Source organism: Sphingomonas echinoides (assembly GCF_029623395.1).
GTDB lineage: Bacteria > Pseudomonadota > Alphaproteobacteria > Sphingomonadales > Sphingomonadaceae > Sphingomonas > Sphingomonas echinoides_A.
Map to the genome: position 1 here is coordinate 1 of NZ_JAPYKK010000060.1, position 11,910 is coordinate 11,910.

Consider the following 11,910-nt stretch of genomic DNA (forward strand, 5'->3'; position numbering starts at 1 on the left):
GAATCCCCCGCGCCACGTCGACATCCTCGTCGTCCACCATCACCCGCACGGGAATAAAGAACTGGCTCCCATCCGCGATGGAGGCATTCCCATCCAACGCAATCGCCATGATCCCTTCGGACTCCAGCCGCCCGATCACGATATACGCCTCGTTGCGCCCGAAGCGCCCGACTTCGACCAGGCTCATGCCGTCATTCCTTCCCCGGCGTGAAGTCGCGCAGATCCGCGACCGTCTTCGCATCCAGCTTGCCGATCAGCGCGACGACGAGGTCGACCATCCGGTCGAAATCCGCGCGATCGATGATGCCGTTATGCGCATGCGTATAGCGCGCGGGGACGACGAGGTTGACCGTCGGCACGCCGCCATTGGTCGCCTGGATCGCCGCGCTGTCATCGCCATACCCTTGCACCAGATCGTGCTGGAGCGGAATACGCGCGCGCTGTGCGGTCTCGTCGACCAGCCGGACGAACTTGCGGTTGGGCAGGGTGCTCGAATCGTAGAGGAAGATCCCGGGCCCACCGCCGAGCACCGCTTGCGTCTCCTCCGGGTTGCGCCCCGGGCTGTCGCCCGTGATCCCGCCTTCGATCGCGATGCCCACGTCGGGCTTGATCAGGTCCGCCGAGGTCCGCGCGCCGCGCAGGCCCACTTCCTCCTGCACCGTCGCGACGACGAACAACTGATTGGGGTGGCCGGTACTGCGCAACCGCCGCAGCGCCTCGATGACCACCGCGAGCCCGACCCGGTCGTCCCATGCCTTGCCGAGATAACGGTCGCCCTTGCCCATCACCGTGAACGGCGAATCCGGCACGACCGGATCCCCCGGCGACAGCCCGAGCGCCGCCACCTCCGCGGGGGTCTTCGCGCCGACGTCGAGAAAGAGCGTGTCGCGCGGATAGACCTTGGTCCGTTCGTCCGCCGGCACGACATGGATGTCGCGGATCCCGGTGACGGCATGGACCGGCCCCTTCTTGCCGATGATGATCCAGCGCTGATCGGGCAGCGCCTGGTCGAGCCAGCCGCCGAGCATCTGCATCGACAGATACCCCGTCGGCGTCACGCGCCGTACCACCCCGCCGAGCTCGTCCATATGCGCATCGAGCATCACCTTGGGCCCACTCGACCCGTGCTGCGCGATCACAGAGCCGACCCCGTCATAGCTGATCTTGTCCGCCAGCGGCTTGAGCTCGCGCACCATCACCGCGCGCACCGCTTCCTCGAACCCGGGCGGGCCGGGCGCGTCCGCGAGTTCGCCGAGCAGGCGCTGGGTACGGTCGCCCGATTGCGCCCCGGCCGGGCTGGCGACGATCGCCATGCTCATGAGAACGGACAGGACTTTCTTCATCGCACGCACCCTCTGATCGAGCCGCATGGTTACAGGCGGCTGACTCCGACGCAAGCGGTCAGACGGTGCGGGGGATGCGCTGCCGCCCGGTCGGACATTCGAGCGCAGCCCGATCCCAGCCCGCAAGATCGGCGGCGGCATCATAGGTCGACTGGCAGAAGGCGAGCAGCGCCGCATCCGGATCGGCCGCGGTGCGGACTGCGTCATACGGCAGCAGGAACTCGCCTAGCCCTGTGTTCCATTCCGCTGCCGCCGGGCTGACCTCTGCCTCGGCATACCGCTCCGGTACCGGATAGGCGTAGGCGTAGAAAGCGGCGTTCGGATACGCATCGCTCCCGGGCCAGAAGCCGACGCTCGCCTCCTCATGGCTATACGCATCGCGCGTCACCGAATCGGGGAGGCCGGGGAAGCCGCCGGGGTGAGTCGGCGCGTCGCGACCCGAGAAGCGCGTGACCGCGAGATCGAAGCTGCCCCAGAAAAAGTGCACGGGGCTCGCCTTGCCGAGGAACCCCGTGCGGAACTGCCCGAAAACGCGCGAAACCTGGATCAATGCGCGCCAGAACGCGCGCGAAGCGTCGCCATTATAGGGACGTTCTGCGGTATCCTGCGCGAAACGGGGCACGTCCGCCATCTCGCTCGGGGTGCCGTCGAACGCGGCCGGGATATCCAGCTCGGTCAAACAGGCGATCACCGTCTTGTGGAAATCCGCGATGCTGCCGGCGCGAAGCTCGATCCCGCGGCTGCGCCCGTCGCTGGTCATGAACACCAGACGGTCGTGGAGCAGGTCGAACTCGATCTCGAGGATGCGGTCGCCAACGGGGATCGCCGAGGTCGTAAGCCCCCGCGCGGACACGTAAAACGGCACATGCCAGCTATGGTTGAGCCACGGCGTCAGCGCGAGCCGGACCTTGCCGATGATCTGCGTCCGCAGCTGGAGCCCGATCGCGGTCTCGCGCCACGCGGACCAGTCAAGTTCGGGCCAGGGGGAGACTGTCGACATCATCATGATCCTACCCCCCGGTCACCCCGGCCACTGCCGGAGGGACGGAAAAAACCGCCCGTTGCCCGTTACATCGCCGTCCCGCCGACCGTCAGACCACCGACCAGCAAGGTCGGCTGCCCGACCCCGGCGGGGACGCTCTGCCCGCCCTTGCCGCACATCCCGATGCCTTCGTCGAGCGCGAAATCGTTACCGATCCCCTCCACCTTGGTCAGGCACGAAGGCCCGTCGCCGATCAGCGTCGCACCCTTGATCGGCGCGCCGATGCGGCCATTTTCAATGCGATACGCCTCGGTGCACGAGAAGACGAACTTGCCCGAAACGATGTCGACTTGCCCGCCGCCGAATGCCTTGGCGAAGATGCCCGACTTGACTCGGCTGAGCAACTCGGCCGGATCGTCATTGCCACCGCGCATGAAGGTGTTGGTCATCCGCGGCATCGGCGCATGCGCGAAGCTCTCGCGACGCCCGTTGCCGGTCGGCGCGACGCCCATCAACCGCGCGTTGAGCCGGTCCTGGATGTAACCCTTGAGAATTCCGTCCTCGATCAGCACGTTCTCCTGCGTCGGCGTGCCCTCGTCGTCGATCGACAGCGACCCGCGGCGATCCGCGATCGACCCGTCGTCGACCACCGTCACGCCCGGCGCGGCGACACGCTCGCCGATCCGCCCGGAGAAGGCGCTCGTGCCCTTGCGGTTGAAGTCGCCCTCGAGCCCGTGGCCGATCGCCTCGTGCAGCAAAATCCCCGGCCAGCCTGGCCCGAGTAGCACGGTCATCTCCCCCGCAGGCGCGGCGACGGAGTCAAGATTCACAACGGCTTGCGCCAGTGCCTCATCGATCGCGCGGTTCCACGTCGCCGGTTCCATCAGGTCGGTGTAGAGATAGCGCCCGCCGATCCCGAAGCTGCCGGTCTCGCGACGGCCATTCTGCTCGACCACGATCGACACGTTGAGCCGCACCAGCGGGCGGATGTCGGTCGCCATGAAGCCGTCGGCGCGGACGATCTCGACCACGTTCCAATTACCCATCAGCGAGACCGATACCTGCGCCACGCGCGGATCGCGCGCGCGCGCGGCGGCGTCGATCGTCTGGCACAGGTTCACCTTGTCGGCGAAGGGGATCAGGTCGAGCGGATCGGCGTCGGTGTAAAGATGCCGGTTGGTGGCGCGCGGTGGTGCTGCCCTGGGGCTGGCGGACGGATCGATCAGCGCCATCGTCTCGGACGCGCGCTTGATCGCCGCGGCGCTCAGTTCGTTGGCGTGCGCGAACGCGGTCATCTCGCCCGACACCGCGCGCAGGCCGAATCCTGAATGCGTGTCGTAGCTCGCGGTCTTCAACCGGCCATCGTCGAAGCCGAACGCCTCGGACTTGCGATATTGCAGGTAAAGCTCGCCGTCATCGGCCTTGCCGAGCGCGGCGGCGGTGAGGGCCTGGGCCTCGTCGGGGGACAGCTGTCCGTCATGATAGAGGAAAGCGCGGGGGTCTGCGGGACTCGTCATACCCCCGAATATAGGAAGCTCAGCGGCCTGCGCCATCCCCATGATCATGCAGCGTTGCCTGATCGACCCCGTCGGCGGGTCCGCCGATCAGGATGAAGCGGCGATCGCAATAGCCGCAATCGACATAGCCGGTTTCGTCGATCTCGAGAAAGACGCGCGGATGGCCGAGGCTCGCGCCGCCGGGAATGTCGGTCGCGCCGTCGCAGACGTTGCGGGCATGGGTGACGCGGAGGATTTCTGGCGGGGCGATCATGCGGTCGCGATAGCAAGCCGGGGGGGAAGCTTCAACGTGTGTTTGGGTGGGGGGGATGATCTTCCTACCCACCTCCCGTTCTTCCTGAGGTGCGACCGAGTAGGCGAAGCCGTATCGAGGGCGTGTATCGAAGGACATCGCGCGCAACCGTGCTTCGATACGCGCCCTCGATACGCCCCCGAGCGGGGGCTACTCGGTCGCTACTCAGCACGAACGGAGAAGGGGAAACGCGTGCCCGACATACGGTTTTACCCTTTCCGCCAGCCCCCCGCCCCCGTACAGCAGCCGGCATGACGGAAGCGGCCATCTCCATCGCCAACCTGAGCAAGACCTACAAAGGCGGCAAGCAGGCCCTCGACGACGTGTCGTTCGATGTGCCGCGCGGGACCATCTTCGGGTTGCTCGGCCCCAATGGCGCGGGAAAATCCACGCTGATCAACATCCTCGCAGGGCTGGTCAACAAGACCGGCGGGACCGCGTCGATCTGGGGCTTCGACATCGATCAGCACCCGCGTAACGCCAAGGCGTCGATCGGGATCGTCAACCAGGAGATCCTGTTCGACCCGTTCTTCTCGCCGTTCGAGACGCTCGAAATCCAGGGCGGGCTGTACGGCGTGCCGAAGGCGAAGCGCCGCTCGATGGAATTGCTCCGCGCGGTGCATCTGGAAGACAAGGCCAACGCCTATGCGCGCACGCTCTCGGGCGGCATGAAGCGCCGCCTGATGGTGGCGAAGGCGATGGTCCACTCGCCCCCTGTGCTGGTGCTCGACGAGCCGACCGCGGGTGTCGACATCGAGCTGCGCCAGCAACTCTGGGCCTATGTCCGCTCGCTCAACGAGGCGGGGGTGACGGTGGTGCTGACGACGCATTACCTCGAGGAAGCCGAGGAATTGTGCGACCGGATCGCGATCATCAACCACGGCAAGGTGATCGCCAACGAACCGACCCGGGACCTGCTCGCGAAGGCGACCGAAAAGATGGTCGAGGTGACGGTCGACCGCGACGTTGCTGTCACGCCCGCCAACGCGTGCTTCCAGAAGATCGAACTGAAGGGGACACGGACGCTCGCGATCACCTACGCCAAGGACAAGGTCAACGCGGGCGAAGTGCTCGCGGCGGTGCAGGCGGATGGGTTTGGCATCGTCGACGTCTCGACGCGCGAAGCGGATCTGGAAGACGTGTTCCTCAACCTGACGCGCGCGGCGAACGCCTAGTTGCGGCTGCCGCCTGCCGCTACAACCAATACCCTCACGAATGGCGCGTTCGCAGCAGCGCCAGCCCGAACCCGATGAAGATCACCCCCGTCACCCGGTTAAACAGCCGCTTGACCGCCGGCCGCTCGAGATACCCCGCCAGCGACCGTCCGCCGAGCGCATAGACGCCGTACCAGAAGCTCTCCAGCACCGCGAAGGTCACCACCAGCAGCGCGAATTGCGGCGGCTTGGGGAACGCCGGATCGACGAATTGCGGAAAGAAGGCGGCGGCGAACAGGATCAGCTTGGGGTTGCTGATCCCGATCGCGAACCCGCCGCGAAACAGCGCGCGGAGCGACAGCGTGCGGGGCAGCTCCCCCTGGCTGACGTCGATCGGCGTGACGTTGCTGCGCCATGCCTTGATCCCGAGGTAGATCAGATACGCCACCCCCGCATAGCGCAGCACGTCGAACGCGCCCGGCACCGCGAGCAGCAGCGTCGTCACCCCCGCCGCCGAGGCGGTGAGCACCAGCACCAGCGCAAGCAGGCACCCCGCCATCGCCGCGACGCTGCGCTTCAGCCCCAGCTCGACGCTGCGCGACAGGATATGGAGCATGTTGGGCCCGGGCGTCCCGCACAGCAGGAACACCGCGCCGGTAAACAGCCACCAAGTGTGCAGGGTCATCGTCGAGGTCCGCCGCGGCTGGGATGAGCCGCGTCGCTAGACCGCAGCGCAGCCCTACGCAACACCATCCCGCCTTCCGCTAGGCAAGGCCCGTAAATCCCGATACCAGCCGCTGTGACAGGCGTATGACGTCGGTCCGCCGCGGCACGCCGCCAGGGCGGGAAGTGGAGTAGCGATGCAGTCCGACGTTCTCATCATCGGGTCTGGCGCGGCCGGGCTCACCGCCGCGCTCAATTTGGCGGATCGCTTCAAGGTCACCGTGCTCGCCAAGGGGCAGCTCAACGAAGGCTCGACCGCGTGGGCGCAGGGCGGGATCGCCGCGGTTCTGGAGGAAGGCGACACCTTCGAAAGCCATGTCGAGGACACGATGATCGCGGGCGCGGGCCTCAACGACCGCGCGACGGTCGAGATGGTGGTCGAACGCGCCCCCGCCGCGATCGCGCGACTGGTCGAACTCGGCGTCCCGTTCGCGACCGAACATGCCGACAAGGGCGGCGGACTCCACCTGACGCGGGAGGGCGGGCATTCGCACCGCCGGATCGTCCATGTCGCCGACGCAACCGGCTGGGCGGTTCAGGAAGCGCTGCAGCGCGCCGCGACCGAGCATCCCAACATCACGCTCGTCCCCGATATGGTCGCGATCGACCTTGCGACCGGGCGGCATGAGGAGCGCTATTCGGGCGCGGGGCATGTCTGGGGGGTCTATGCGGTCAACCGCGCCACCGGCCGCGTCGAACTGTACACTGCGCGCGCGACGATCCTCGCGACCGGGGGCGCGGGGCGGACGTATCTGTTCTCGACCGCGCCGCGCGGCGCGACCGGCGACGGCATCGCGATGGCGTGGCGCGCTGGGTGCCGTGTCTCCAACATGGAGATGATGCAGTTCCACCCGACCTGCCTCTACAATCTCGACGTCAAGAATTTCCTGATCACCGAGGCCGTGCGCGGTGAGGGCGGGCACTTGCTGCTGCCGGAAAACGGCTATCGCTTCATGCCCGACGTCGACCCGCGCGCCGAACTCGCGCCGCGCGACATCGTCGCGCGCGCGATCGATCACGAGATCAAGCGGCTCGGGCTCGATTACGTCCACCTCGACATCAGCCACAAGGGCCCGGATTTCATCCGCGAGCACTTCCCCAACATCTACGAGAAGCTGATGGGGCTGGGGATCGACATGACGACCGACCCGATCCCGGTCGTGCCGGCGCAGCATTATACGTGCGGCGGGATCGTGGTGGATCTCGACGGGCGGACCGACCTGCCGGGCCTCTACGCCGCGGGCGAATGCAGCGAGAGCGGGTTGCACGGCGCGAACCGGCTCGCCTCCAACTCGCTGCTCGAATGCTTTGTGTTCGGCGAGGCCTGCGCACAGCATATCGCCGAGCATTGGGACGACCTCCCCGAACCCCCGCCGATCCGTTCGTGGGACGAAAGCCGGGTCGAGGATTCGGACGAGGAAGTCGTCATCAAGCAGAACTGGACCGAAATCCGCCGGTTCATGTGGAATTACGTCGGCATCGTGCGGACGACCAAGCGGCTGGAGCGCGCACAGCACCGCATCCGGATGCTGACCGAGGAGGTGAACGATTATTACGGCCACTTCCGCGTCACGCCCGACCTGATCGAACTGCGCAACCTGCTCCAGACCGCGGACCTGATCGTCCGCTCGGCGCTGGCGCGGAAGGAATCGCGCGGTCTGCATTACACGCTCGACTATCCCGACCTGTTGCCGGAGGCACGCGATACGATCCTGGTGCCGTAACGCGGTCCGGCGCGCGGGATTATTTCACGCGCGTCCACGTCTGCGTGCGGCACCCGATGTTGGCGATCACGCAGCCCTCGCCGACCAGCGTATTGGCATCGACCTGCCGGATCGTTCCCGAGATCGTCTGCCCCAGATCGGGCACCAGCACCGAGCCGAACCACATCCCCGATTCGCCTTGGCGGAAATCCTGGAACAGCATCGCGCCAACCAGCGGCGCGCCACCGCCGCGCTTGGCATCCGCCTCGGCTTGCGGGGTCGCGGCGATCACCTTGCCGCAGATCGCGTCGCCGCACGGCTGGAACGCCACGCGCACGCTCTTGCGCGGGTTGGTCCACACGCCCTTGGGCGCAGCGGCATTCGCTGCCACCGGGAGCAAAGCGGCCAGAGCCGCCGCCGCCATTACATAAGCTCGCATGCTGGTCGCCTTCCACGAAGATCCGGCGGATGCGCCTAAACGCACCCGCCTGAGTCGGGGATGAACGCGTCAGATCGAATCGAGTGCCTGTTCGAAATCGGCGATCAGATCGTCCGGATCCTCGACGCCGATCGAGATGCGCACGAGATTGTCGGTGATCCCGAGGGCTTGCTTGCGCTCGTCCGACACCGACAGATGCGTCATTGCCGCCGGGTGCGACGCGAGCGTCTCGGTCCCGCCGAGGCTGACCGCGAGCTTGGCGATCTTGAGCGCGTCGAGGAAGGCAAATGCCTCCGTCTCGCCGCCTCGCACGATCAGCGAGAAGGTGGAGCCCGCGCCGGTGCAATGCCGCGCATAGATATCCGCCTGACGCTCCATGCCGGGCGTGTCGGCGAGGAAGCCGAGATAACCAACGCGCTCGACCTTGGGATGCGATCGCAGGAAGGCGCAGACCTTGACCGCATTCTCGCCCGCGCGGCTCATGCGCAGTTCGAGCGTCTCGAGGCTGCGCATCAGCATCCACGCAGTGTTGGGGTCGCAAATCGTGCCGATCGTGTTGCGCATCAACCGGATCGTGTTGATGTGCTCCTTGGAACCCAGCACCCCGCCCGCGACCAGATCGCTATGCCCGCCGGCATATTTGGTGAGCGAATAGACGACGATCTCCGCGCCATGCTCGAGCGGCTTGAGCCAGAGCGGCCCGAGGAACGTGTTGTCGATCGCGATCGGCGGCTTGTTCTCGCCGGTGAAGATCGCGTCGCGGCTCGCGCGCACCGCCTGGATGTCGACCAAAGCGTTGGTCGGGTTGGCGGGGCTTTCGAGATAGATCAGCGCGACATTGCCGGTCGCCGCTTTGGTCATTACGGCGTCGATCTCCTCGCGGGTCGCGCCCGCCGGGAAATCGAGCCACTGGACCCCGAAGCGCCCGAGGATGCGCGCGATCAGCGTCTCGGTCGCGGCATACAGCGGGCCCGAATGGACGATCGTGTCGCCGGGCTTGACCATCGACAGCAGCAGCGTCGCGATCGCCGACATGCCGCTCGAGAAGACCAAAGCGTCCTCGGCTTCTTCCCACACGCCGAGACGATCCTCGAGGATCTCCTGATTGGGACCGTTGAAACGCGAATAGACGAGGCCCTGCGACCCGCCCGGCCGCTTGCCGGTGACGCCCTCGAAGTGACGCTTGCCTGCGGCGGCATTGGGGAAGACGTAGGTCGAGGTGGCGAAGATCGGGGGTTTCAGCGAGCCTTCCGACAGCATCGGATCATAGCCGTGGCCCATCATCAGCGTGGACGGCTTGAGCTTGCGATCACCGATCTTCTCGACCGAGGGCTTGGCCTTGGTGCGCGGCGCGACGCCGGTCAGGTCGGCTTCGTCCGCGCCGGTCGCGTCGATCGGGGGAGTGGGGGTCTGCGCCATGGAATTGGTCCTGCCTTACTGAGGAATATGCGCCTTCGTAACGCGGGATAGTGTCATTTGATACCATCTCGGCGCGCTCAGGCGCGGTCCGTCTCCGCGGGAAGGCCGATCAGCGCAATCTGCCGGCCATAGTCCGGCTCGCCGCGATGCGTCGCGCGACGGAAGCTGAAGAAGCGCTCCTCGTCGGAATAGGTATCGAGCCCGAGCGCCGCGATCCGCCGGATCCCCGCGCTGGCAAGCCGGTGCACGACATAAGCTTCCAGATCGAACTGGTGATACCCCGCCCGGGCAGGGGCGAAGAAGCGTTCGTTCGCAGGATCGTCCGTTTCGAACCGGCGGGCGAACGCGTCGTCCACCTCGTAGCTCGCGCGCGCTATGCACGGGCCGATCGCTGCGGTAATGCGGTCGCGCCGGGCGCCGAGCGATTCCATCGCGAGGATCGTCGAATCGGTGACGCCCCCGATCGCGCCTTTCCATCCCGCATGCGCGGCGCCGATCACGCCCGCCGCGACATCGGCGAACAGCACCGGCGCGCAATCCGCAGTGAGAATGCCGAGTGCGAGCCCGGGACGATCGGTCACCAGCGCATCCGCGCGTGGTCGGTCTCCATCGAACGGCGCGGTGACGGTGATACAATCGCCCGAGTGGACCTGGTACAGCGTGACGAGCCGTGATCCCGGCAGCACCGCGGCGGTCGCGCGTGCGCGGTTCTCCGCAACCGCCGCGGGATCGTCGTCCGATCCGAGCCCGACGTTGAGCCCCCCATGAGGCCCGGTCGAGACACCGCCTTCGCGGCCGAGGAAGCCATGCGCGACGCCGTCCAGCGCCGCGGTGCGGATCACCGGGGGCGCGATCACAGCACCAGCCGCATCAGATTGTCGTCATCGACCGTCGTGCCGACGCGGAACGCGATTCGCCCGATGTCGCGGAAACCATAGCGCTCGTAGAAACGGTGCGCGCGGTGGTTGTCGACATAGACGCTAAGGATCACCTCGCGCGCGCCGTGACTGCGCGCATGGTCGAGCGCCCAGGCCATCATTTCCTGTGCGACGCCGCTGCCATGCCACGGGCGGAGCACGTAGAATTGGTAGAGTTCGATCGCATCGGGGCGCCATTCGCCGGGGAAGGTGACCGGCCCCATCTTGACGAAGCCGATGATCTTGCCGTCGTCGAGTGCGAGGCGGATCGCGAAATCGGGGTCGGACAGTTGCGCGGGCAAGCCGTTCGGGCCGAACGCCTCGTCGAGGAAAGCGCCGAGATCTTTCGGATCGTACAGCGTGCCGAACGTTTCGGTGAACGATTCGCGTGCCATCGCGGCGAGCGCGGGGCCGTCGATCGTTCGAGCGTCGCGATACTGAATCATGCGAACCCCGCGGGTTGCGGCCAACCGGGTGCCGACACCGCAAGGACCTGGAAGAGCGTGCCCATTGCCTCGGTCAGGCGGGCCTTGTCGGCGGCGATCCCATCCGCGCGGCCGGGTGCTGCCGTGCTGAGTGCGGCGGCGCGCGCGTCGATGCCGAGCGCGGTGAGGAACGCGCCTTGGTCGACCGGGCCTTCGACCCGCGCACCCTCGACCAGCGCGGCTGCACCCAGCGTGCCGAAGTCGACGTGCGCGGTGAGGTCCTGCTCGCCGGGGGCATCGAACGGGTTGGCGAAGGCGTGGCCGCGCACCGCCTGCAACGTGTCGCCGATCGCCGGGCCGTTATAGCCGTAATCGACGATCAGCAGCGCGCCGCCTTGTGCCACGATCCGCTGCGCAAGGCCGCGGAGGATCGCGACGCTCGCGGGCGAGGTTTCGATCACCGCACCGTTGGCGGTTTCGCGCAGCGCCTCGGGGATGACGCCGTCTGGGACTTGCTTGCCCGCGATCGGCAGGAACAAAACGTCCTGGCATGCGACCAGCCGCTCGAACCAGCCGCCCGCGCCCTTGACGAGCTGACGGATCGGGAGCGCGTCGAAGAATTCGTTGGCGACAACGATCAGCGGGCGATCGGTCGGCAGCGTGTCGATCGAATCATGCCACGTCGCATCCGCGACGCGCTCCTTCTGCGCAGTGCGCAGGACCGGGCTGGTCTCGACGAAATGCACTGGCGGCACGAACCCCGCCTTGCGCCCGGCGCGGAGCGCATCGGCGGACAAGGTGCCGCGTCCTGGGCCCAGCTCGACCCAGGTAGCGTCGGGGCGTCCGGCGCGGTCCCACAGGTCGGCGGCCCACAGTCCGATCAGCTCGCCGAACATCTGGCTGATTTCAGGCGACGTGGTGAAATCCCCGCTCGCGCCGAGCGGATCGCGCGTCGCATAATAATGCTGGTTCGCCGCTGCCATGAACTGCGCGATC

13 protein-coding genes are annotated in these 11,910 nt (G+C 66.9%); 2 read left to right on the top strand and 11 right to left on the bottom strand.

The annotated features are described in order from the left end of the window. The 5 genes from QBJ92_RS19910 to QBJ92_RS19930 all read right to left on the bottom strand — a co-directional run. Positions 1-187: putative signal transducing protein (locus tag QBJ92_RS19910; protein WP_277971427.1), on the bottom strand; the 187-nt coding region annotated here is incomplete at its 3' end. Between the two features lie 4 nt (positions 188-191). Continuing rightward, a complete protein-coding gene (locus tag QBJ92_RS19915; RefSeq protein ID WP_277971428.1) occupies positions 192-1,343 on the bottom strand; it encodes a M42 family metallopeptidase in 1,152 nt (383 codons plus the stop codon). Between the two features lie 58 nt (positions 1,344-1,401). Then, positions 1,402-2,343: a DUF5996 family protein gene (locus QBJ92_RS19920; RefSeq protein ID WP_277971429.1), complete on the bottom strand. Its 942-nt coding sequence runs from the start codon at positions 2,341-2,343 to the stop codon at positions 1,402-1,404. A 68-nt stretch (positions 2,344-2,411) separates the two neighbouring features. Further along, positions 2,412-3,842: a metalloprotease TldD gene (gene tldD / locus QBJ92_RS19925; RefSeq protein WP_277971430.1), complete on the bottom strand. Its 1,431-nt coding sequence runs from the start codon at positions 3,840-3,842 to the stop codon at positions 2,412-2,414. Between the two features lie 19 nt (positions 3,843-3,861). Further along, positions 3,862-4,095 (bottom strand): zinc-finger domain-containing protein, encoded by a 234-nt coding sequence (locus tag QBJ92_RS19930; protein WP_277971431.1) that lies wholly within the window; start codon positions 4,093-4,095, stop codon positions 3,862-3,864. 290 nt (positions 4,096-4,385) lie between these two features. Here QBJ92_RS19930 and QBJ92_RS19935 point away from each other — a divergent pair, with 290 nt between their 5' ends. After that, on the top strand, positions 4,386-5,309 hold the full coding sequence (locus QBJ92_RS19935) for an ABC transporter ATP-binding protein (RefSeq protein WP_277971432.1): 924 nt from the start codon (positions 4,386-4,388) through the stop codon (positions 5,307-5,309). A gap of 34 nt (positions 5,310-5,343) precedes the next feature. Here the strand turns inward: QBJ92_RS19935 and QBJ92_RS19940 are convergent, their stop codons facing one another. Next, entirely contained in the window at positions 5,344-5,973 is a 630-nt protein-coding gene (locus QBJ92_RS19940) for a LysE family translocator (RefSeq protein WP_277971433.1), read from the bottom strand. Between the two features lie 175 nt (positions 5,974-6,148). Between QBJ92_RS19940 and nadB the strand changes: the two genes are divergently transcribed. Beyond that, positions 6,149-7,735, top strand: coding sequence for an L-aspartate oxidase (gene nadB / locus QBJ92_RS19945; protein ID WP_277971434.1), 1,587 nt, complete (start codon positions 6,149-6,151; stop codon positions 7,733-7,735). Between the two features lie 19 nt (positions 7,736-7,754). Here nadB and QBJ92_RS19950 read toward each other — a convergent pair whose 3' ends face one another. From QBJ92_RS19950 to QBJ92_RS19970, 5 genes are all read right to left on the bottom strand, one after another. Next, positions 7,755-8,153 (bottom strand): DUF2147 domain-containing protein, encoded by a 399-nt coding sequence (locus tag QBJ92_RS19950; protein WP_277971435.1) that lies wholly within the window; start codon positions 8,151-8,153, stop codon positions 7,755-7,757. A 69-nt stretch (positions 8,154-8,222) separates the two neighbouring features. Further along, positions 8,223-9,572 (bottom strand): cystathionine gamma-synthase family protein, encoded by a 1,350-nt coding sequence (locus tag QBJ92_RS19955; protein WP_277971436.1) that lies wholly within the window; start codon positions 9,570-9,572, stop codon positions 8,223-8,225. Between the two features lie 77 nt (positions 9,573-9,649). Next, a complete protein-coding gene (gene pgeF, locus QBJ92_RS19960) occupies positions 9,650-10,429 on the bottom strand; it encodes a peptidoglycan editing factor PgeF (RefSeq protein ID WP_277971437.1) in 780 nt (259 codons plus the stop codon). After that, positions 10,426-10,935, bottom strand: coding sequence for a GNAT family N-acetyltransferase (locus QBJ92_RS19965; RefSeq protein ID WP_277971438.1), 510 nt, complete (start codon positions 10,933-10,935; stop codon positions 10,426-10,428). The genes pgeF and QBJ92_RS19965 overlap by 4 nt, the downstream gene beginning before the upstream one ends. Then, on the bottom strand, positions 10,932-11,909 hold the full coding sequence (locus tag QBJ92_RS19970) for a class I SAM-dependent methyltransferase (RefSeq protein ID WP_277971439.1): 978 nt from the start codon (positions 11,907-11,909) through the stop codon (positions 10,932-10,934). Before QBJ92_RS19970 ends, QBJ92_RS19965 begins: the two co-directional genes overlap by 4 nt. Position 11,910: the final 1 nt, after the last annotated feature.

Coding starts and splice junctions, on each gene's coding strand:
- QBJ92_RS19920 (WP_277971429.1), bottom strand. CDS start 2,343: ATGTCGACAGTCTCCCCCTGGCCCGAACTTGACTGGTCCGCGTGGCGC.
- QBJ92_RS19935 (WP_277971432.1), top strand. CDS start 4,386: ATGACGGAAGCGGCCATCTCCATCGCCAACCTGAGCAAGACCTACAAA.
- QBJ92_RS19915 (WP_277971428.1), bottom strand. CDS start 1,343: ATGAAGAAAGTCCTGTCCGTTCTCATGAGCATGGCGATCGTCGCCAGC.
- tldD (WP_277971430.1), bottom strand. CDS start 3,842: ATGACGAGTCCCGCAGACCCCCGCGCTTTCCTCTATCATGACGGACAG.
- QBJ92_RS19955 (WP_277971436.1), bottom strand. CDS start 9,572: ATGGCGCAGACCCCCACTCCCCCGATCGACGCGACCGGCGCGGACGAA.
- QBJ92_RS19950 (WP_277971435.1), bottom strand. CDS start 8,153: ATGCGAGCTTATGTAATGGCGGCGGCGGCTCTGGCCGCTTTGCTCCCG.
- nadB (WP_277971434.1), top strand. CDS start 6,149: ATGCAGTCCGACGTTCTCATCATCGGGTCTGGCGCGGCCGGGCTCACC.
- QBJ92_RS19930 (WP_277971431.1), bottom strand. CDS start 4,095: ATGATCGCCCCGCCAGAAATCCTCCGCGTCACCCATGCCCGCAACGTC.
- QBJ92_RS19940 (WP_277971433.1), bottom strand. CDS start 5,973: ATGACCCTGCACACTTGGTGGCTGTTTACCGGCGCGGTGTTCCTGCTG.
- QBJ92_RS19965 (WP_277971438.1), bottom strand. CDS start 10,935: ATGATTCAGTATCGCGACGCTCGAACGATCGACGGCCCCGCGCTCGCC.